Annotated in this window: 20 protein-coding genes; 5 read left to right on the forward strand and 15 right to left on the reverse strand. The window is 73.5% G+C overall.

Features of this window, described 5'->3' with window-relative positions; all coding sequences use genetic code 11:
• Positions 1-62: 62 nt before the first annotated feature.
• Together SOM35_RS10650 and SOM35_RS10655 are read right to left on the reverse strand one after the other, a co-directional pair.
• Complete coding sequence (locus tag SOM35_RS10650; protein WP_320515375.1) at positions 63-842, reverse strand: Fpg/Nei family DNA glycosylase; 780 nt, start codon at positions 840-842, stop codon at positions 63-65.
• On the reverse strand, positions 835-5,598 hold the full coding sequence (locus tag SOM35_RS10655; protein ID WP_320515376.1) for an ATP-dependent helicase: 4,764 nt from the start codon (positions 5,596-5,598) through the stop codon (positions 835-837). The genes SOM35_RS10650 and SOM35_RS10655 overlap by 8 nt, the downstream gene beginning before the upstream one ends.
• 142 nt (positions 5,599-5,740) lie before the next feature.
• On the opposite strand from SOM35_RS10655, the gene SOM35_RS10660 reads away from it, so the two are divergent.
• Positions 5,741-6,442, forward strand: coding sequence for a PadR family transcriptional regulator (locus tag SOM35_RS10660; protein ID WP_320515377.1), 702 nt, complete (start codon positions 5,741-5,743; stop codon positions 6,440-6,442).
• A gap of 107 nt (positions 6,443-6,549) precedes the next feature.
• On the opposite strand, the gene SOM35_RS10665 is transcribed toward SOM35_RS10660, so the two are convergent.
• Positions 6,550-7,530 carry a nuclear transport factor 2 family protein gene (locus SOM35_RS10665; protein WP_320515378.1) on the reverse strand — a complete coding sequence of 327 codons (981 nt, stop codon included), beginning with the start codon at positions 7,528-7,530 and terminating at the stop codon, positions 6,550-6,552.
• A gap of 194 nt (positions 7,531-7,724) precedes the next feature.
• On the opposite strand from SOM35_RS10665, the gene SOM35_RS10670 reads away from it, so the two are divergent.
• A complete protein-coding gene (locus SOM35_RS10670; RefSeq protein WP_320515379.1) occupies positions 7,725-8,279 on the forward strand; it encodes a DUF4916 domain-containing protein in 555 nt (184 codons plus the stop codon).
• Between the two features lie 98 nt (positions 8,280-8,377).
• Here SOM35_RS10670 and SOM35_RS10675 read toward each other — a convergent pair whose 3' ends face one another.
• On the reverse strand, positions 8,378-8,578 hold the full coding sequence (locus tag SOM35_RS10675; RefSeq protein ID WP_111073976.1) for a CsbD family protein: 201 nt from the start codon (positions 8,576-8,578) through the stop codon (positions 8,378-8,380).
• A gap of 114 nt (positions 8,579-8,692) precedes the next feature.
• A complete protein-coding gene (locus SOM35_RS10680) occupies positions 8,693-10,330 on the reverse strand; it encodes a DEAD/DEAH box helicase (RefSeq protein ID WP_320515380.1) in 1,638 nt (545 codons plus the stop codon).
• A 427-nt stretch (positions 10,331-10,757) separates the two neighbouring features.
• Here SOM35_RS10680 and SOM35_RS10685 point away from each other — a divergent pair, with 427 nt between their 5' ends.
• Positions 10,758-11,654, forward strand: coding sequence for an endo alpha-1,4 polygalactosaminidase (locus tag SOM35_RS10685; RefSeq protein WP_320515381.1), 897 nt, complete (start codon positions 10,758-10,760; stop codon positions 11,652-11,654).
• Positions 11,655-11,757: 103 nt separating this feature from the next.
• Here the strand turns inward: SOM35_RS10685 and SOM35_RS10690 are convergent, their stop codons facing one another.
• The 4 genes from SOM35_RS10690 to SOM35_RS10705 all read right to left on the reverse strand — a co-directional run bounded on the left by SOM35_RS10690 (position 11,758) and on the right by SOM35_RS10705 (position 13,977).
• Complete coding sequence (locus SOM35_RS10690; RefSeq protein WP_111074195.1) at positions 11,758-12,117, reverse strand: GntR family transcriptional regulator; 360 nt, start codon at positions 12,115-12,117, stop codon at positions 11,758-11,760.
• A gap of 10 nt (positions 12,118-12,127) precedes the next feature.
• Positions 12,128-12,760 carry a DUF1684 domain-containing protein gene (locus SOM35_RS10695; protein WP_320515382.1) on the reverse strand — a complete coding sequence of 211 codons (633 nt, stop codon included), beginning with the start codon at positions 12,758-12,760 and terminating at the stop codon, positions 12,128-12,130.
• Between the two features lie 16 nt (positions 12,761-12,776).
• The gene (locus SOM35_RS10700; RefSeq protein WP_221849469.1) at positions 12,777-13,250 is read right to left on the reverse strand and encodes a hypothetical protein; all 474 of its coding nucleotides are present in this window, start codon (positions 13,248-13,250) and stop codon (positions 12,777-12,779) included.
• Between the two features lie 94 nt (positions 13,251-13,344).
• Positions 13,345-13,977, reverse strand: a complete 633-nt coding sequence (locus SOM35_RS10705; RefSeq protein WP_111073971.1) for a GNAT family N-acetyltransferase — start codon at positions 13,975-13,977, stop codon at positions 13,345-13,347.
• A 73-nt stretch (positions 13,978-14,050) separates the two neighbouring features.
• Here SOM35_RS10705 and SOM35_RS10710 point away from each other — a divergent pair, with 73 nt between their 5' ends.
• Both SOM35_RS10710 and SOM35_RS10715 read left to right on the forward strand, forming a co-directional pair.
• The gene (locus SOM35_RS10710; protein WP_320515383.1) at positions 14,051-14,665 is read left to right on the forward strand and encodes a 2-phosphosulfolactate phosphatase; all 615 of its coding nucleotides are present in this window, start codon (positions 14,051-14,053) and stop codon (positions 14,663-14,665) included.
• A gap of 51 nt (positions 14,666-14,716) precedes the next feature.
• Complete coding sequence (locus SOM35_RS10715) at positions 14,717-15,019, forward strand: DUF427 domain-containing protein (protein ID WP_111073969.1); 303 nt, start codon at positions 14,717-14,719, stop codon at positions 15,017-15,019.
• 56 nt (positions 15,020-15,075) lie between these two features.
• On the opposite strand, the gene SOM35_RS10720 is transcribed toward SOM35_RS10715, so the two are convergent.
• The 6 genes from SOM35_RS10720 to SOM35_RS10745 all read right to left on the reverse strand — a co-directional run bounded on the left by SOM35_RS10720 (position 15,076) and on the right by SOM35_RS10745 (position 20,271).
• On the reverse strand, positions 15,076-16,326 hold the full coding sequence (locus SOM35_RS10720) for an Nramp family divalent metal transporter (protein WP_320515384.1): 1,251 nt from the start codon (positions 16,324-16,326) through the stop codon (positions 15,076-15,078).
• 109 nt (positions 16,327-16,435) lie between these two features.
• Positions 16,436-17,140, reverse strand: coding sequence for a CGNR zinc finger domain-containing protein (locus SOM35_RS10725; RefSeq protein WP_320515385.1), 705 nt, complete (start codon positions 17,138-17,140; stop codon positions 16,436-16,438).
• Between the two features lie 9 nt (positions 17,141-17,149).
• On the reverse strand, positions 17,150-17,656 hold the full coding sequence (locus SOM35_RS10730; RefSeq protein WP_308118727.1) for a SprT-like domain-containing protein: 507 nt from the start codon (positions 17,654-17,656) through the stop codon (positions 17,150-17,152).
• Positions 17,653-18,465, reverse strand: coding sequence for a hypothetical protein (locus SOM35_RS10735; RefSeq protein ID WP_320515386.1), 813 nt, complete (start codon positions 18,463-18,465; stop codon positions 17,653-17,655). Before SOM35_RS10735 ends, SOM35_RS10730 begins: the two co-directional genes overlap by 4 nt.
• Positions 18,466-18,574: 109 nt before the next feature.
• Positions 18,575-19,294 (reverse strand): hypothetical protein, encoded by a 720-nt coding sequence (locus SOM35_RS10740; RefSeq protein WP_320515387.1) that lies wholly within the window; start codon positions 19,292-19,294, stop codon positions 18,575-18,577.
• Positions 19,295-19,428: 134 nt separating this feature from the next.
• Entirely contained in the window at positions 19,429-20,271 is an 843-nt protein-coding gene (locus tag SOM35_RS10745; RefSeq protein ID WP_320515388.1) for a spermidine synthase, read from the reverse strand.
• Positions 20,272-20,362 lie beyond the last annotated feature (91 nt).

A 20,362-nucleotide genomic window follows, 5' to 3' on the forward strand; every position in this document is an offset into this window, starting at 1 on the left:
GCCCGATCACGACCAGACCTGACCAGTCAGGTCTGGTCCGCGGTCAGCTCTGTCCTCCGCGGTCAGGTCTGGCAGCGCGGGCACCAGTAGGTGTCCCGCAGCGTCAGCTCCGACTCGCCCAGGTCGCCCGATCGGACCCGGGTCCCGCAGCGCAGGCAGGGCTTGCCCGCCCGGTTGTAGACCCAGAAGCGCTGCCCCGGGCGGTCCACGCCCGTGGCCACCCGGTTGCTCCGGTCGCGGTTCGCGACGATCAGCCGGGAGGCCATGGTCACCATCCGCGCCGGGTCCCGCACCTCGCTGACCGGCCGGGTCGGCAGCACGCCCCGGAGGAAGCAGAGCTCGTTCCGGTAGACGTTGCCGAGCCCCGCCATCACCCGCTGGTCGAGGAGCGCCAGGCCGACGGGTCGGTCCGGGTCCGCGGTGAGGTTCCGGAGGGCGACGTCGGCGTCCCAGTCCGGTCCGAGCAGGTCCGGGCCGAGGTGCCCGACGACCTCGGACTCACGGTCGCGCGGGACGACCTCCAGGACCCCGAGGGTGAAGCCGACGGTCGAGACGTCGGCGGCGTCCAGGACGACCCGCGCCTGGAACGCCGGTCGGCGCCAGCGCTCACCCGGGGCGTAGACGTCCCATCGGCCCTCCATCTTGAGGTGCGAGTGCACGGTCAGGTCGCCGATCCGGTGCAGCAGGTGCTTGCCGCGCGGGACGACCTCGTCGACGGTGCGGCCGACCAGGTCGAGGGTGGCGAACGCGGGTACCCGGAAGTCGCTGCGCGTCAGCACCTTGCCCGCCAGCGCCGTGTGCAACCGGGCCGCCGCGCGGAAGACGGTGTCGCCCTCAGGCACGGAGCCGCAGTCCCTGGGGCGTGGCCGTGAAGCCCGCGGTGCGGAGGGCGTCCCCGAGCGGGGCTTCCAGTACGAAGACGCCGTCGACCCGTTCGACGGACAGCTTGCCGAGGCCGCTCCGGACGGTCGCCGCGATCGAGATGGCGGCCGCTGCCAGGTCGGCCGGGTCCTCCGTGAACGTCAGCACGCTCTTGCCGCCGCGTTCGACGTAGACGGCCAGCCGACCGTCGACGAGCACGACGAGCGCGCCGGCCTTGCGACCCGGACGGTGGCCGCGGGCACCGCCCTTCGCGGATGTCGTGCTGATGCTGGTCTGGGCGACCGGACCGGCGCTCGCGGCCTCGGCCGGTTGCGCCGCCACGGCCGGGTCATCGGGGTCGACCGGTGCGGGTTCGTGCGGCCAGGGCAACGAGGCGCCGAAGGGGTTCGCCGGGTCGGTGGCCGACAGCGTCAGGGCCTCACGGGCGCGGTCCGGGTCGGCGCGCTCCTCGTCGTCCAGGTCTCGGGCGTACGTGCGGAGTCGGTCGACGGTCGGGCCGGTGGCGAACTGCGCGGCACCGAGCCCCTCGACGAAGTACCCGCGTCGGGCGCGGCCGGACTCCTCGAACTTGGCGAGCACGCGGTAGACCCCGGCGAAGCCGCCGCGCACGCCCTCGACCTGCACGGCCCCGCGGGTGACGACGCCGTAGCGCTCGAGCAGCAGTTCCGCGGTCGCCGCTGCCCGGACGGTGGCGTCGGGTTCGGCGAGCGGCAGCAGTGACCAGCGTCCGCCGACGTTCGGCGGACCGGACTGGCTGGGCAATGTCGGGCGCCGGCGTCCCCGGTAGGCGCGGGTGCGCGGTGCGCTCGAGGTCCGGGCCTTGCCGCCGAGCATCGCCCGCAGCGGGGCGAAGGTGTCGTTGGTGATCTGCCCGGCCCACACCAGGTCCCACAGTGCGGTGGTCAGGCCGGAGTCGTCGGTGCTGCCGACGGCCTGCCCGAGCTGCCGGAAGAAGTACGCGCCGCCGCCGGCCAGGGCACCCAGGACGTCGCGCTGCAGTTCGGTGGTCTCGTCGCCCGCTGCCTCGGCCAGGGTGGTCGCGGCGGTGTCGGCGAGGTGCAGCCGGACCCAGCCGTCGTTGCCGGGCAGGGTGCCGCCACCGGACCAGAGGACCTCGCCGGTGGCGGTCAGTTCGTCGAGCATGCTCGGGGCGTAGTCGGAGACGCGAGCCGGCAGCACGAGCGACTCCCACGAGCTGGCGGGCAGGGCGACCCCGGACAGCTGGTCGACCACCTGCAGCACGCCGTCGATGCCGCGCAGCCCACCGCGGGACCCGGGGACACGGACGTGCTGCCACGCGGGCAGGAAGCGGGCGAGGGCGTCCGGTGCGACCGGTTCGACCTCGTGCCGGAGCGCAGCGAGCGACTTCGTCCGGATGCGTCGGAGCACCTCGGAGTCGCACCACTCGGCACCCTGGCGGTCGGGTCGGAACTCGCCCTCGACCAGGCGTCGGTCGGCGGTCAGACGGCGCAGGGTGTCCTGCACCACCGCGACGCCGAGCCCCAGACGCGACGCGGCCTCCTGCGCGCCGAACGGACCGTGGCTGCGGGCGTACCGGCCGACCAGGTCACCGAGCGGGTCGGCGACCGGCTCGACGAAGGCGGTCGGTACGCCGATCGGCAGCGGAACCCCGAGGGCGTCGCGGAGTCGGGAGGCGTCCTCGATCACGGCCCAGCGGGTGGCCCCGGCATGCGAGAAGGCGAGGACACGGCGGTCGCGCTCGAGGGCCTCCAGCGCCGTGCGGAGCGTCGCCTGGGCCTCGCTGCGGTCCGTGGCGTCGGCCAGCCAGCTCCGGTCGACCAGCTCGTCGAGGTCGAGCGCCCCGACCAGCCGGAGGACGTCGACCATGCCCTCGACGTCCCGCGCGCGGCGGTCCGGGGAGAGCCGCTGCAGGTCGCGTTCGACACCGTCGATGACGGCCGGGTCGAGCAGTTCGCGCAGTTCCGCACGACCGAGCAGCTCGCTGAGCAGGGTCGAGTCGAGGGACAGCGCGGCGGCCCGGCGTTCGGCGAGCGGCGAGTCCCCCTCGTACATGAAGGCCGCGACGTACCCGAACAGCAGGGTGCGGGCGAACGGCGAGGGCTGCTCGGTCTCGCTCTCGACCAGGCGGATCCGCCGCCGGGCGATCTCGTCCGCGATGCCGAGCAGGGCGGGGACGTCGTACACGTCCTGCAGCACCTCGCGCACGGTCTCGAGCAGGATCGGGAACGTCGGGTACTTCTGCGCCACCTCGAGCAGCTGCGACGCACGCTGGCGCTGCTGCCAGAGCGGGGACCGGCGCCCCGGGTCACGGCGGGGCAGCAGGAGCGCCCGGGCCGCGCACTCGCGGAAGCGTGCGGCGAACAGCGCGGAGCCGCCGACCTCGTCGGTGACGATGGTCTCGAGGTCGTCGCGCTCGAAGACGAAAAGCTCCGCTCCGGGAGGCTCGGCGTCCGTCTCCGGGATCCGCACCACGATCCCGTCGTCCGCGGCCATGGCGCCGCCGTCGATCCCGTGCCGCTCCCGCAGTCGGGCCGCGACCGCCAGGGCCCACGGCGCGTGCACGGTCATGCCGTAGGGGGAGTGCAGGATGAGCCGCCAGTCGCCGAGCTCGTCGCGGAAGCGTTCGACGACGAGCGTCGTGTCGCTCGGCACGTGACCGGTGGCGGCGCGCTGGTCGCGGAGGAACGCGATGAGGTTCGTGACGGCCCGTTCGTCGAGGCCACCGGCGGCGACCCGGGCCCGGGCGTCCTCGTCCGAGGCGGACTCGACCTCCCGCACGAAGGCACCGGTGGCACGGCCGAGTTCGGCGGGCCGTCCGAGTCCGTCGCCCTTCCAGAACGGCACCCGGCCGGGCTGCCCGAACGCCGGGCTGACGAGGACCCGGTCGTGCGTGATCTCCTCGATCCGCCAGCTGGTGGCGCCGAGGGCGAAGACGTCGCCGACGCGGGACTCGTAGACCATCTCCTCGTCGAGCTCGCCGACGCGGGACGCCCGTTCGCCGACCATGAAGACGCCGAACATGCCACGGTCCGGGATCGTGCCACCGCTCGTGACGGCCAGGCGCTGCGCTCCGGGGCGCCCGGTGAGGGTGCCGTGCACGCGGTCCCAGACCAGGCGTGGTCGGAGTTCGGCGAACTCGTCGCTGGGGTAGCGGCCGGTGACCAGGTCGAGCGTCGCCTCGAACGCCGAGCGGGGCAGGCCGCTGAACGGGGCGCTGCGTCGGACGAGCTCGAACCAGTGCTCGACGTCGACCGTGTCGATGGCCCCGGCCGCGACGGTGTGCTGCGCCAGGACGTCGAGCGGGTTGGCGGGCACCGAGATCGACTCGATCTGCCCGCTGACCATGCGCTCGACGGTGACGGCGCTGTTGACGAGGTCGGCCCGGTGCTTCGGGAAGAGCACGCCCCGGGATATCTCGCCGACCTGGTGGCCGGCGCGGCCGACGCGCTGCAGGCCGCTGGCGACCGAGGGCGGCGCCTCGACCTGGATGACGAGGTCGACCTCGCCCATGTCGATGCCGAGTTCGAGCGAACTGGTGGCGACGACGCAGCGGAGTCGTCCGGACTTCAGGTCGTCCTCGATGATCGCGCGCTGGTCCTTGGACACCGAGCCGTGGTGGGCGCGGGCGAGCACCGGGATGTTCCGGTCCGAGCCGCCGCCGTCGGTCTGGCCGGACCCGCCGATCAGCTGGGCCGGCGGCCGGGTGGGCTGGGGCACCGGCGCATGTGCCGACGCCCGCCCCGGTGACTGCGAGACCACCGGCACGCCGACACCGGCACCCACGGGTTCGGCCACGTCCGTCGTCGCCAGGGCCCGTTCCTCGTGGATCTCGTTGAGCCGGGCGGTCAGGCGTTCGGCCAGCCGGCGGGAGTTGGCGAAGACGATCGTCGACCGGTGCTGCTCGATGAGGTCCACGACCGACTCTTCGACGTGCGGCCAGATCGAGCCGTTGGTCGGGCTGGAGGTCGCGTCGGCGCCGACCGGCGGGGCGCCGAGCTCGGTCATGTCGTCGACCGGCACGACGACGCGCAGGTCGAAGGTCTTCTGCGCGGGCGGCGCGATGATCTGCACCGGGGCCCGACCGCCGAGGAACCGCGCCACTTCTTCCGCCGGGCGGACAGTCGCGGACAGCCCGATGCGCTGGACGGGTTTCTCGAGCAGGTCGTCGAGGCGTTCCAGCGAGACGGCGAGGTGTGCGCCACGCTTGGACGCCGCGACCGCGTGCACCTCGTCCACGATGACGGTGTCGACGTTGACCAGGGTCTCGCGCGCCTTCGACGTCAGCATCAGGTAGAGCGACTCGGGCGTGGTGATGAGGATGTCCGGCGGCAGGCGCAGCAGTTTCTGCCGGTCGGACGAGGGGGTGTCACCGCTCCGGACGCCGACCGTGACGTCGGGCGGTTCGAGCCCGAGCCGCTTGGCCGTCTGCGTGATGCCGACGAGCGGGGAGCGCAGGTTCCGTTCGACGTCGACGCCGAGGGCCTTGAGCGGCGAGACGTAGAGCACGCGGGTGCGCTGCTTGGCGGGCGGGGTGTCCGACGCCGAGATGAGCCGGTCGATCGACCACAGGAACGAGGCCAGGGTCTTGCCGGAGCCGGTCGGGGCGATGACGAGCGCGTGCTGCCCGGTCGAGATGGCGTCCCATGCGCCGGCCTGCGCGGCCGTCGGTTCGCGGAACGCCCCCCGGAACCACTCGGCGGTGGCGGGGGAGAAGCGCTCGAAGACGTCCGTCATGGTCCGGTCCATCCTGCTCCTCACCACCGACAGGAGCCCGGGGCGGATCGGTGCTTGACAACGAGAACACTACCGATCTATCGTTACTGCATCGCGACCGGTCCTGAACAGGTCGCGAACCAACTTCGAGAAAGGAGTCGTCATGCGCCCCATCGACGACGAGAACAGCTCCACGTCCCCCCGCGGCCCCTTCGGTCGCGGCCAGCGCGGGCCCCGCTTCGGCAGCGCCCGCCAGCACCACGGCACCGGGTTCCCCGGCCGTGACCACGGTGACCACGAACACGGCCGCGGTGGCCGCGGTGGGCGGGGCTTCGGTCCCGGCTTCGGCGGACCGGGCTTCGGCGGTCCGGGGTTCGGCCCCGGCTTCGGCGGCGGCTTCGGTCCGGGCTTCGGCCCCGGCCGTGAACGACGCCGCCGCGGCGACGTCCGCCTCGCCATCCTCGGACTCCTCGCCGAGGGCCCGCAGAACGGCTACGCGGTCATCAAGACGATCGCCGAGCGCACCGGCGGCGCCTGGAAGCCGAGCCCCGGCTCGGTCTACCCGACGCTCCAGCAGCTCGTCGACGAAGACCTCGTGGTCTCGACGGGCGACGGTCGGAAGACCCTCTTCGAGCTCACCGACGCCGGTCGGGCCGAGGCCGAGTCCAAGGCCGACGAGATCGCCGCCGCGTGGGAGTCCACGCCCGGCATGCCGGACTCGCAGCGCGAGCTGTTCGAGTCGCTCCGCAAGCTCGCCAGCGTCATGCACGTGTTCCGCACGAGTGCGACGGACGAGCAGACGAAGGCCGCCACCGAGAAGATCGACGGCCTGCGCCGCGACCTGCTCCAGGTCCTCAGCGACTGAGCGGTCCGCACCACCGGACCCCGGCGCCGCAGCACCACAGACGAACGGGAGGCCCGTTGCCAGCTGGCAACGGGCCTCCCGTCCGTCTGTGGCCGGTTCCGGCGGTGTCAGCCGGCCGCGGGCGGGACCACGTCCCAGTGCTCGCGGATCAGGCCACCGTCGACACGGAACAGGTCCGCGGCGAGGAAGGGGCTGTCCGCCGAGGCACCAACCGGGCGGGAGAACGTCCACACCAGGTCGCCGTCGGACAGGGAGACCACCGACTCCTGCGCCGGGAACCCGGTGCCGCCGCCGAACAGCTTCTTCAGCGCGGCCGTGCCGTTCGGCGCGACCGGGTTGTGCTGCAGGTACCCCGGGTCGAAGTCGCGGTCGAGCACCGACACGTCGTGGTCGCGGAACAGGGTGTCGTAGGCGCTGACGGCGAAGCGGCGGTTCCGCTCCTCCTGCCGCTCCGACGGGTGTCGCTGCGCGGCCGGGGCCCGGTACAGGTCACTGAACATCGTGTTGGTGTTGCCGCTGGCCGGCGTCCCGGTCGCCACCGGCTGGGCGAGCGACCAGTGCTCGACGACCCGACCGCCGCTGACCCGGAAGAGGTCGACCGCGGCCTCGCCCTGCCGTTCGTCGTGGACGTCCGCGGTGAGCTGCCAGTGCACCGCGACCAGGTCCCCGTCGGCCGCCAGGTGCTTGACGACCGCGTGGGCCCCGGCGATCCGGGCGTGGTCGGCACGGAACGCGGCGAGGAGCCCGGCCGGCCCGGACTCCCCGCCGTGGGAGACGGCGTCCGGTGCGACGATGCGGCCCGCGGTCCGGACTGCGGCGGCACTGGACGGGGCCGGGAAGACCTGGGTGAACAGCCGCCGGACCAGGCTGGCGTCGGCGTGTTCGGCGGCGGCGTCCAGGCGGTTCCCGGTGCCGCCGGACGCGGACCCGGACGCCGACCCGGTCGCGGCAGAGGTCGTCGCGGGGGACGTGGTGGTCGAGGGGGCGGCCGAGGCCGGACCGGCGGAGCAGCCGGCGAGCAGGGCGGCGCCGGCGGCTGCAGCGGCAGCGCGCGCGAACAGGAGTGCTGTCGTTCGTGGTGTCGTCATGGGCTCACCCTCGGGGCGGGGGCTGGGCCCTGCCGGCGAGACCCCGGTCCCGCTCGTGAGGACCCGCTCATCACGAGCACCGCTCACCCGGACGCAGCGCCGACCCAGCGACGAGCAGGGCGCACCGAGGACCGGGAGCGCACCGCGGCCGGGTCCGTTGCCGAGTTCGCCGCCGGGCCTGGTAGGAACGGTGCATGTCCTCGACCCGCACCCCTGATCCCGATCCCGACTCCGGCTCCGGCTGGCTGTCGGACGAGGAACTCGCGTCCGTCCGCCGTCGTCTCCCGATCACCTACGTCGAGGCGGTGCCCGTGCGGCTCGACGGCCTCGGGGTCGTGACCGAGGTCGGCGTCCTGCTGCGGGTGTCGCCCAGCGGCTCGATCGCCCGCACGCTCGTCTCCGGCCGGGTGATGTACGGCGAGTCGATCCGCACCGCGCTGTTCCGCCACCTCGAGAAGGACCTCGGCCCGATGGCGTTCCCGCAGCTGCCGGCGAGCCCGAACCCCTTCACGGTCGCCGAGTACTTCCCGCTGCCCGGCGCCTCGGTGTACACCGACGAGCGGCAGCACGCGATCTCGCTCGCCTACGTCGTCCCGGTCACCGGGACGTGCGAGCCCCGGCAGGACGCCCTCGAACTCACCTGGATGACTCCGATGGAGGCCGCGTCCGACGCCGTCGCGGACGAGATGGAGGGCGGCCGCGGCACGCTCCTCCGCGGGGGCCTGGCCTCGGTCGGCGCGCTGCACTGAGTCGCGCTGCACTGACCGGCGCTGCACCTGGCACACGACGAAGCCCCCGGATCCGATCGGATCCGGGGGCTTCGCAGCACGGCCTGTGGCCGGCTTGGTTACTTGTCGTTCTTGAAGCTGTCGGCGACGCCGTGCGCCGCGTCCTTCACGTCCGTGACGCCCTGCTTGGCCGAGGCCTTGCCCTGGTCGGTCTGGCCTTCGGCCTTCAGACGGTCGTTGTCCGTGGCGTTGCCGAGGGCTTCCTTGGCCTTGCCTGCCGCCTTCTCAGCGGCGTTCTTGATGTCTTCGATCCCAGCCATGTGCGCTCCTCTCGACAACGGAAAAAGTCGCCGGCAGGTGCTCGCGCTCCCGCCGGTGACCAGAACCGTACGCTCGTCGTCCGTGGTCTTCGGAGGAAGCGTTCAGGACCAGGGTCAGCGACCGGTACCGGCCGGACGGGAGGCGCGGCGCGAGCCACCACGACGGCCTGCGGGAGCAGCGTCGTCGCGCGGGGCGCGGCCGGCGCTGTAGCCGCCGTCCGAGGACCAGACCGACGCCGAGCCACCGCGGGTGGTGTCGGAACCGGCACGACGCGGGGCGCCGCCACGCTGACCGGCGGAGGCGCCACGACGGTCGTCACGACCGGCGCCCTCGGCGCGACCGCCACGGCGGGCACCGGAGCCGGCCGAGTCGGAACCGGCGGCGGAGCGTCCGGCGGAGGACGAGCCTCCCGAACGGCCACCGGTGCCACCGGCGGGGGCGCCACGACCACGCGAGCGGCCACGGCCCTGGCCGGCGGCGTCACCGGACGACTGACGGCGCGGCTGCTGCTGCTGCGGTGCCGGGGTGGTGTCCTCGCGGTACGGGGCCACCTCGCCGACGAGCTCGGTGACCGCCGCGGAGGTCGCGGTGACGTGCTGCGGGCTGACCTTGATCGCTGCGGCACGCATCATCTGCGCGACGTCGCGACGCTCGGCCGGCATCGTCACGGTGACGACGTCGCCCGACGAACCGGCACGGGCGGTGCGGCCGGAACGGTGCAGGTACGCCTTGTGCTCGGTGGGCGGGTCGACGTGCACGACGAGCTCGACGGCGTCGACGTGCACACCGCGGGCGGCGACGTCGGTCGCGACGAGGACCAGGGCGTCGCCGGAGGAGAACCGGGCGAGGTTCCGCTCACGGGCACCCTGCGACAGGTTGCCCTGCAGGTCGACGGCCGGGATGCCCTGGCTGGAGAGCTGCTTGGCGAGGCGCTTGGCGTGGTGCTTGGTGCGCATGAAGAGGATGCGACGGCCGGTGCCGGAGGCGAGGGCCTTGACCAGGTCCTTCTTGGCGTCGGCGTCCGCGACCTCGAAGAGGTGGTGGGTCATCGCCTCGACGGGGCTGTTCTCGTCGTCGACCGAGTGCATCACCGGGTCGTGCAGGAACTTCTTGACGAGCTTGTCCACGCCGTTGTCGAGCGTGGCGGAGAACAGCAGGCGCTGGCCCTTGACCGGGGTCGCCTGCATGATCTTGGTGACGCCGGGCAGGAAGCCCATGTCGGCCATGTGGTCGGCCTCGTCGAGGACGGTGACCTCGATGGCGTCCAGGTGCACGTGGCCCTGCTGCATGAGGTCCGCCAGGCGGCCGGGGCAGGCCACGACGATGTCGACGCCGCGGTTGAGGGCCTCGACCTGACGGCCCTGGCCGACACCACCGAAGATGGTCGTCGTGTTCAGGCCCATCGCCTTGGCGAGGGGGGCGAGCGTCGCGTCGATCTGCGTCGCGAGCTCACGGGTCGGGGCGAGCACGAGGGCACGGGGGCGACCGGCGCGACGGTTGCGGGACGACGCTGCCAGGCGGGCGGCGAGGGGGATCGCGAAGGCGATCGTCTTGCCGGAGCCGGTGCGTCCGCGGCCGAGCACGTCCTTGCCCTGGAGCGAGTCGGGCAGGGTGTCGACCTGGATCGGGAAGGCCTTCTCCTTGCCCTGGCCGACGAGGACGTCGACCATCGGGGCGGGGACACCGAGGTCGGCGAACCGGACGTCGGTGCTGTCAGCGCTCTGTGTCGTGCTGGAGTTCTGGGTGGTCATGGTGACCTCTCGGGCCCGGGAGGGCCGGAAGGGCGCGCGGTCGAGGCCGGCGCGGGCGGGAGCGCATCCGCTCAGCGGTCCGGGTCCTGGTGGACGTCGGTGCTGGAGTGCGGGTGCTGTCGCCGCAGCAGAGAGCCTGGCACCGGGATCTGCGCCACCGGACGGATTCCGGGGCGAGGGTGGTGCGCGATACACATCGGTGTCGGTTCCGCACGCGATCCGACCAGACACGGGAGTCTGTTCGGGTGTGCGGGACACCGGGAGGTTTCGGGGGCGTCCGTACGACGCACGAGGCGATCGGCGCCTCGAGTGGTCCCAGCATAGCGGCCTCGGGCGTCGGAACGGGAGGGGTGTTCGCGTCGGGCGTTGCGATCCGGTCTCGACGACGGCGGCACAGGCGGGTCACCGCCACGTGCGAGGATGCCTCGTGCTCTTCCGCAGGACCCTCGTCACCACCGCGCTGCTCGCCGTCGCCCTCACCGGCCTGACAGCCTGCGCCGCCCCCTCCGGTTCCGCGGGCACCACCCCCGGCGCGCACCGCACCGTCGACGACGCCGGGACGGGAGGCGCGACCGCCGGTGCCGACGTCGCCGCGCGTGCCCTGCCCACCGGCGGCGTCCCCGACTACCAGCTCGGCGGCTCGTACACGCCACCCGCCGGCGTCACCGTGGTCGAGCGGGACAGCACCGAGAAGGCCGCCGCCGGCGTGTACGGCATCTGCTACGTCAACGGGTTCCAGACCCAGCCGGAGGACCGGGCGTCCTGGCTGTCCGAACACCCCGACGCCGTCCTCCGCACGGCCGCCGGCAAGCCCGTCATCGACCCGGGCTGGCCGGACGAGCTCATCCTCGACACCCGGACCGTGAGCGCCCGGGCCACGATCACCTCGGTGCTGTCACGGTCGATCGCCCGCTGCGCCGACCACGGGTTCGACGCCGTCGAGTTCGACAACCTCGACTCGTGGACCCGTTCCGGCGGCCGGATGACCCGCTCGGGGAACCTGGCGCTCGCCGCGTCGCTCGTCCGGGTCGCCCACCAGCACGGCCTGGCCGCCGCGCAGAAGAACACCCCGCAGCTCGGCGCCGCCGGACGGGAGCGCACCGGGTTCGACTTCGTGGTCGCCGAGGAGTGCGTGCAGTACGACGAGTGCGCCGCATACACGGACGTGTACGGGGCGCGCGTGATCGACGTCGAGTACGCGGACACGCTCAAGGGGAAGTGGTCCGCGGTGTGCGCGATGACCGACCGCCCGCGGATGACGATCCTCCGCGACCGGGACCTCGTGCCGGCCGGCGAGGACGGGTACGTCTTCCGCCACTGCTGAGCGCGGCGGGCGTGGTTCGCGGCGGGCGCGGTTCGCGCTGGGCGACACCGCTCGTGTGTGGCGGGCCGCGCGCTGTCGCTCAGCGCGAACCGGGCCGGACCGGCTACGCGGGCCAGGCGTCGTGCAGCGCGGCCGCGGTCTGGTCGGCCGACAGCCCGGCCTCGCGTGCGGCGGCGACCAGGGCGGCTGCGGCGTGCGTGACCGACTCCGGCACCGCGGCCGGTCGGACCACCCGGGTGCCGGCACCGCGTGCGGTCTGCACGAGCCCCGCTTCCTCGAGCAGCTGGTAGGCCTTCGCGACCGTCCCGGCGGCCAGCCCGAGTTCGGCGGCCAGTCCGCGGACACTCGGCAGGCGCTCCCCGTCGACCAGGTACCCGGCGGCGATCTGGGCGGCGAGCTGCGAGCGCACCTGTTCGAAGGGCGGCACGCGGCCACCGGCGTCGATCGCGACGAATCCGGACATGCGGTCCACCCTAGGAGCCGTACCGCTCGCCGACCGGGACCGCCACGGGCAGGGTGTTGCCGGGAGGCGCGAGCGGGCACGCCCACGCCGGGTCGTACGCACACGACGGGTTGTACGCGAAGTTGAAGTCCAGGACGAGCTCACCGTCCGCGTCGCCGAGGTCGGAGCCCTTGATCGTGTCGATCAGGTAGCGCCCGCCGCCGTAGGTGCCACCGGGCTTGCCGGCGCTGGCGTCCTTCACCGGGACGAACAGGCCGCCCGCGTAGCCGCCGTGCTTCCAGACGTCGAGCGATCCGACCCCGGGGACCTGCACGACACCGAGGCGGTCGAAGTGCACGATGCCGTCGGTGCCGGTCTCGACGTCGAGCACCTTCGGCTCGGCCTCCTCGATCCGGGCGTGGAAGCGCCAGGCCGGGTCGTAGGCCGGGAAGGGCAGCGACGTGAAGCCCTCGGCGTCCTCGGGCAGCAGCGGGCTGGCCGGGTGCCCCGCGAACATCGCGTCACGACCCTCGCGCCACAGCGTGTGTGCCGCCTCGGGCTCGGGCGTGGCCCGGACCCGGCGGAAGAGGTCGAACGTCTCGCGGCGCCAGTCGGCGGTGGCGAGGGCGGTGCGGACGCGGTCGGTGGTCTCCGTCTGGGTCACGTCGACGAGCGTACGCTCACGCCCGCCAGGTGGGGGCGAGGGCGCGCATCCGGAACGCCCGCCACTGCCAGATGACCCACATGCCGGGCCAGAGCGCGATGCCGAGGAGCGCCGGGCGCGTGCGGTAGGTCAGGCGGTCGCGGAACAGGGTCCGGCCGTCGGGGAGGGCGGAGACGGCCATCCGGTGGCGCATGTCCATCCGCGCGAACAGGCCGCTCGTGCCACCGCCGCGGTCGACCTGGATCGGCACGCCGTCGGTCTCGTGCAGGTCGATGTCGACGTGGCTCGTCCCGCTCGGCACCAGGCCGAACGTGGACGCACCGATCGGGTGTGGCTCGTCCGGGGTCCAGTGCTCCGGGAACCCGGCGGGGTCGAGCGAGCGGTAGACGAGGAACGGCTTGGTGACGGCGACCATCACGGACGGCCGGAGGAGGGCATCCCGGACGGCGTCGACGGGAGCGTCCAGGACGATGCGGAGACCGACGTGCATGCGGCGGACGCTACGCGGACCGGCTGGGGTCCGGCCGCACCGACCGGCTGCGGGGCGGGACGGCCAGGTGTGGCGGGTTCGGGTGTGGCGGGGCTCAGGCGTGGCGTGCCGACCGGCGGCGGGCACCCTCGGCCCGGTCGTGGCTGCGCAGACGTTCAGACAACGACAGACGGACCGTCGGCCACTCCGACTGGATGACCGAGAACACGACGGTGTCGCGCATGCTGCCGTCCGGCCCGACCGAGTGGTTCCGGAGGACGCCGTCCTGCTTCGCACCGATCCCGGCGATGGCCGCTCGGGACCGCGTGTTGTGCCAGTGCGTGCGGAACTCCACGGCGATGCACTGCCACGTCTCGAAGGCGTGCGAGAGGAGCAGCAGCTTCGCCTCGGTGTTGATGCCGGTGCGCTGCGACGAGGCGGCGAGGAACGTCGACCCGATCTCCACCCGGCGGTTCGCGTCGTCGAGGTGCAGGAACGTGGTGGCCCCGACGACCCGCCCGGTCGGCCGGTCGCGCACGGCGAAGGGCACCATCCGGCCCGCCGACTGCTCGGCCAGCCGTCGTTCGATCTCCGTCTCGACCTGCGACGGCGCGGGGACCGAGGTGTACCAGGCACGCCAGAGGTCCCCGTCCGCCACCGCGGCCCGCAGGTCGTCCGCGTGCTCGAGCGACAGGGGCTCGAGCGTGACGCGGTCGCCGGTGAGGGTGGGCGCGGGGTCGGTCTCCATGGCATCGGATCGTACCGGCCGGCGCGGACACCCCGGCTGCGAGCACCCCCTGCCGTCTCGGTATCGTGTCTGCGTGCAGGAGCGAGGGCAGCGGGGGTACCAGGTGCGGTTCGGCTGGGGCGCGGCGGGTGCCGCACGGATCGCGGCGGACGCGCACCTCCTCGTCTGGGTCGACGTGCTCCCGGCAACGGCAACGGCAACGGCACCGCGCCCCGGGTCGGACGGCACGCGCGCACCCCTCGCGTTGCTGCCGGACGGACCGGAGGTCGTGCTCGGCCACCTGGGGAACGTGACGGCCGTCGCAGAACGGGTGCTGCGCCTCCAGGTCGACCGGGGGGACCGCTGTGTCGTGGCGGTCGTCGCGGCTGGCCACCTCGACGAGCCGGTCGGCGGCGGCACGGCGGACGACGCCGGCGAGTTCCCCGACGTGCCCGCGGTGCCGGAGTTCGCGGTCGAGGACCTGCTCGCGGCCGGCGCGGTCGTGGACGCCCTCGTGACCAGCGGCGTCGACCACACCTCGCCCGAGGCGGCGGCGGCCTGTGCGGCGTGGACGGGCCTCCGGCAGGCGGCCACGCACCTGGTGACCGCGTCCGAGTCCGCCGGTGCGCTCGATGTCGACCGGGTGCACGCAGCCCTCGCCGTCGGACCGCAGCTGGTCACGCTGCGGCCGTCCACCGAGCAGGCGTAACGTCCCGAGTCGACCGCCGTCCCACCGACGGCGAAGAACGAGGAGTGAGCCATGCAGGCACTGATCGGTGACACCGTCATCGCGGAGGCCCCGGAGACGGACCTCATCCAGATCGAGGGAAACTGGTACTTCCCGCCGGCGAGCGTGAAGACCGAACTCTTCAGCGAGAGCCCCACGCAGTACCACTGCCCGTGGAAGGGCGACACGCAGTACTGGACCGTGACCGTGGACGGGCAGCAGCACGTCGACGCCGCATGGTCCTACCCGCAGCCGATCCCGACGTCGTTCGACCGCGTCGGCAAGGACTACAGCGGGTACGTCGCGTTCTGGAAGGACGCCAAGGTCTCCGAGTGAGACCCCGCGACCGCACCGCCGTCGGGCGGTGCGGTCGCCACGCCTGCCCGGTGTGATCAGCCCGTGACGGTGAGCACGATCAGCGCGATGTTCAGCGCGACGATCACCGCCGCGATCAGCCACGCGAGCACCTTCGTGCCGAGCGCGTTGACGTCGTCACCCATGACGCTCGGCCGGGACGTGTAGGCCACCAGGGGGACGATCGCGAAGGCGATCCCGAAGCTCAGCACCACCTGGCTGATCACCAGCAACTGCGTCGGGTCGTACCGCAGCGCCAGCAGGACGATCGCCGGCACGAGCGTGACGAGGCGCCGCACGACGAGCGGGACCCGCACGTGCAGCAGCCCGTGCATGATCTCCGCCCCGGCCATGCAGCCCACCGAGGTGGACGCGAGGCCGGACGCCAGCAGCCCGACCGAGAAGAGCACCCCGACCACGGGGCCGACGTTCTCGGCGATGGCGTGCTGCGCTCCCGGGATCGAGTCGGTGCCGGACACCCCCTGCAGCGTGGCCGCGGCGAGGACGAGCATCGCGATGTTCACCCCGCCCGCGAGGACGAGCGCCAGCGCCACGTCCCACCGGGTGGCGACCAGGATGCGCCGACGCTCCGGGCCGACCGGGGTGTCGCCGTGCCGGTCGCGCGCCAGAGCCGAGTGCAGGTACACCGCGTGCGGCATCACCGTCGCGCCGAGCATCGACGCGGCGAGCAGCACCGAGCCGGAGTCGGCGAACCGCGGGGCGATGCCGGCGACGAGTGCCGCGGGGGAGACCTGCGCGAACAGCAGTCCCGCGCAGAACCCGACCGTCAGCACCGCGAGCATCGCCGTGACGACGGCCTCGAAGGTCCGGGCGCCCCGGTGGTGCTGCAGCAGCAGGATCGCCATCGAGACCACGCCGGTGATGAGCCCGCCGACGACCAGGGGGACGCCGAAGAGCAGGTGCAGGGCCAGGGCGCCGCCGATCACCTCGGCGACGTCGGTGGCGGCGGCGACGACCTCGGCCTGGGCCCAGAACAGCAGGCGGGGCGTGCGGCGCATCCGCAGGCCCAGCAGTTCCGGCAGGGACCTGCCCGTGACGATGCCGAGCTTGGCGGAGAGGTACTGGACGACGACGGCACTGGCGTTCGCGGCGATCAGGACCCAGAGCAGCAGGTAGCCGTAGCGGGCGCCGGCGGTCAGGTTCGCGGCGACGTTGCCGGGGTCGACGTAGGCGATGGCCGCGACGAACGCCGGACCGAGGAGCCCGAGTCCGGCGGCGCGGCGACCGGGCGGGCGCTGGCCCCCAACCGGGGTGGCGGTGTCCGTCATGCACCCACCATGCCAGAGGTTTCGGTACGCCGAATCCAGACTTTCGGTGTGCCGTCCGTGCTGCGCGGATCCTCGCCCACGCTGCCGACGGCCGCGCGCTGCGCTCGGTTCAGACGGCCGCGCGGCGGGCCCGGTGGGCGCGGACCTTCGCGCGGTTGCCGCAGCGCTGCATCGAGCACCAGCGACGGGTGCCGCCGCGCGAGGAGTCGTAGAACACGAGCCCGCAGTCCGGCGCGGAACAGCGGCTCAGACGCGCCGGGCGTCCGTCCGCCTCGACGTCGTCGAAGCCGACCTCGGTGAGCAGGGCCACCGCGTCGCGCGCGACACTCGACAGCGCCTGCGCCAGCCGCACCCGGTTCGCCCCGGCGCGGCGTCGGCCACCCGGGAGGCTCGGGGGCACGTCCGGCAGGGCGGCGAACAGGTTCACCGTGTCGATGTCGTCCGGCACCGGACGCGTCCGGCCGGTCCCCGCGCGGAGTCCTGAGGCGACCGCGGTCCGCTCGGCGGCGGAGTCGGCGGAGTCGGCGGGTGCCGGGGCAGCGGCGGTGGCCAACCGGGCGATCGCGGCCCGGAGCGCCCGAGCGTCCTGCAGCTCGCGGGCGGTCGCGCCGACGTCGATCGGTTCGGTGTGCAGCCCCAACCACTCGTCGAGGTCGGCGGGGGTGGCCAGCAGCTCCCCGAGGTGTCCCCGGGGGCGTCGGCGGTCCGGGTCGTCCGCGAACCCGCCGGTGTGTGCGAAGTCCAGGGCGATCCGACCCGCGTCGAAGAACCACGAGGACCCGGCATCGGTCCGGATGTCCTGGCCTGTTCGCATCCGCCCAGGCTAACGGGTGAGCGGCGCGCCTCCGGCACGATCTGCCGAAGCTGGGGTAACCGTCCCGCTTCGACGGCGCCAGGTGATGACGTTGCGCTCGTCGAACCGCCGCCCGCAGCGTGCACACGCCAGCGGTCGGGTGGGCGTCCGGTACCGGAAGTGCTCGTGCCCCGCGGGGCAGGTCCCCACCCACGGCGCCAGCTCGCTGGCGATCGGGCCGTCGTGCAGCCGTGAGCCCGTGTACCCGAGGCCCTGGGCCGTTCGCCGCCACGTGGGACCGTGGCCGGCGCGCGGCCCGCTCAGCGCGTGCGCGATCTCGTGCAGCAGCACCTGCTCGACGTCCTCCGGGGTGAACCGGACCGCCAGGTGCCGGCTCACCGTGATCCGCCGCCGCGCGAAGTCGCACTGGCCGGCGCGGGTCTTCGCGTTGTCGAACGCGAAGGTCCACGAGCCGTCGGGCAGGTGGTCGCCCATCAGTTCCGCGGCACGGGTCCGTACGTCGTCGAGCAGCGTCACTCGTCCCGGTCCGTGCGCGACGGACGGGCCAGTCGACCCCAGAGCGAGTCGCCCTCGGTCCGCGCGGCGTCCGGAGCGCCGAGCACCCGTCGCGGGGTCGTCGGCAGCGGCGTGGCCGGCTCGGCCGCACGCGGTGCGGGTTCGGCGTCGGTGCGCACCGCGAAGTCGCGGGCGGTCCGGGGACGCTCGGCTTCGGGTTCCGCCGCCGGCTGCGTCATTGAGGCCCGGAGTGCGGCCTCGACGGCGGTCCGGAGCGCCTCGGTGCGCTCCGCCGGGGCGCCGGCAGCGCGGAACGCGTCGTACGACCGGCTGAGGACGGCGCGGGCCTCCTCGAAGCGGGACAGTTCGTAGAGGGACCAGCCCTCGAGTTCGGCGGCGGCGCCCTCGAGCTCCGGCCACTCCTCGGTCGCGGCGGTGTCCCGCGCCATCGAGGCCTCGGTCGCGGCGCGCTCGTAACGGCCGAGGTCGTGCAGGATGTGGGCGCGGCGGATCCGTGCGGACACCTTGTCCTGGCGCTCGCCGGTGAACATCGTCAGGCGGAACACCTCTTCCGCGACGGTCAGCGCCTCGTCCAGGCGGCCGAGCAGCCGGAGCAGCTCGGCCCGTTCGGCCAGCGCGTCGGTGCTGCGGCTCTGCCCGAGGTCGCGCAGGCGGTCCTGCACTGCCTGGACGTCGACGGAGGGGCGCAGGCTGATCGGCGCGAAGGTGCTGCCCGGGCTGACCCCGGCGGTCACCGGGGCAGCATGACGGGGCTCCCGGGCCTGGTCGGCGCGGTCGTGGTCTCGGCGTTCGTCGGGCGGGAGGGACATCAGGGTCGAGGGTATCCGCGTCGCCCCGGGAGGTGACCGTGCCACGCGCACGAACGCAGACGGCCCGCCCCGGGAGTCCGGGACGGGCCGTCTGCGTGAGCGCTGTCGGTCACATGCCGGTCATGGAGCTGGCGGCGACGCCGATGTACACGGCGCCGGCCACGATGGCGGCCACGACCGCGAGGATGATCGCCAGGACTCCCCAGAGCCGGCCGCGCTTCGCGACGATCGCCACGATGCCCTGCACGATCGCCCACAGGCCGAAGACCGACCCGACGAGCATCAGGACCGAGCCGGTACCGAGGCCCGCCATCGACTCCGGGTCCTGCATGAGCTGACGCTGCAGCTCCTGCGTGTCCGCGGGGTTGCCGGAGCCGCCGTTCTGCGCGTAGTCCTGCAGCACCTGGCTGTTCGACAGGGCCGTGCCGAGCAGGTACCCGCCGACGGCGCCGATCACGAGGGCGACCACTGCCGCGAGGAACGCGATGACGCCGACCGTCTTCTTCTTCTTCTTCTCCTCGGGCTCGTCGTACGAGTGCCAGGCGGGCGCTCCGGCCTGCTGCTGGTTGCCGTACTGCTGCGGCTGCTGGCTGTACTGCTGCTGCCCGTACTGGTCGCCCGGCTGCCCGTACTGCTGCTGCCCGTACTGCTGGTGCTGCTGCTGGTCGTGCTGACCCCACTGCGGCGCCGACTGCTGCTGGTACTGCTGCGTCGGCTGGTCCTCGGAGCGGAGTGCGCCGCCCTGCTCCGGGCTGACGCGCTCGCCGTAGCGCGGCTGCTGCGGCTCGCCGTAGCGGGGCTGTTCCTCGTTGCGATCGTCGTTGGTCATCGGCGGCCTCCTCGTGGTGTGCGGTCGCGCGCTGGCGCGGCGTGCTCCGACCATCCTGGCAGCGTCCCCCGCCCGGGGTACGGCGCCCGCGCGATCCGCAGCGAGGCCCCAGGTCGGCGCGTGCCCGATCGTGTTCAGGCGCCGAAGACCGACTTGTTCGGCTCGGGCGACCCGACGGCCGTGGTGTCGGTGACGATCGGGGCCCCGGCGATGAAGGCCCGCAGCTCGTCGCCGTGCACGACCTTGCTCGGCAGCGGGTCGGACGAGTACCGCCGGGGCATGTCCGCGATCGGCAGCTCGCCGGGGGAGCCGAGCAGCACGATGTTGCCGAAGCGCCGACCCTTGAGCATGCCGGTGTCCGCGACCGCCGCCACCGAGGGCAACACCGACTGCAGCGTCGACGCCTGCCCCCGGGCGAAGGCCAGCCCGGCCCCGTCCGCGACGTTCACCGCGACCATCCCGGTCGGGGACAGGAACGACGCGACGGACCGGTAGAACTCGACACTCGTCACGTGCGCCGGCGTGCGGGCGCCCGAGAACACGTCGACGACGGCCAGGTCGACGGTGCCGCGGAGACCGGCCGGCAGCTTCTCCATGACCTCGCGGGCGTCGCCGTACCGCACCCGGATCGAGGCGCCGCGGGGGAACGGCAGGGCGTCTCGGACGTGGTCGACCAGGTCCCGCTCGAGCTCGATGATCTGCTGCCGCGAGCCCGGCCGGGTCACCGCCACGTACCGCGGCAGGGTCAGCGCACCGGCGCCGAGGTGCAGCGCCGTGACCGGCCCAGGCGGCAGCAGGTCGATCGCGTGCCCGATCCGTCGGATGTACTCGAACGCCAGGTGCGTCGGGTCCTCGAGGTCGACGTGCGACTGCGGCGTCCCGTCCACCACCAGGGTGAACGACCCCGGTCGGTGCCGGTCCGGCTCGACGACCGCGTACCCCGCACCCACCCGGAACCCGTCGAACGCATCAGCCATGCGTCCATGGAACACCACCCGGACCCCCGCCCGGTCCCCACCCGTGGGTGGTGGGCCGGCGGACGCCCCCTGGCGACGATTGGACCACCGG

The sequence above is a fragment of the Curtobacterium sp. CFBP9011 genome, assembly GCF_034045095.1.
Classification (GTDB): domain Bacteria; phylum Actinomycetota; class Actinomycetes; order Actinomycetales; family Microbacteriaceae; genus Curtobacterium.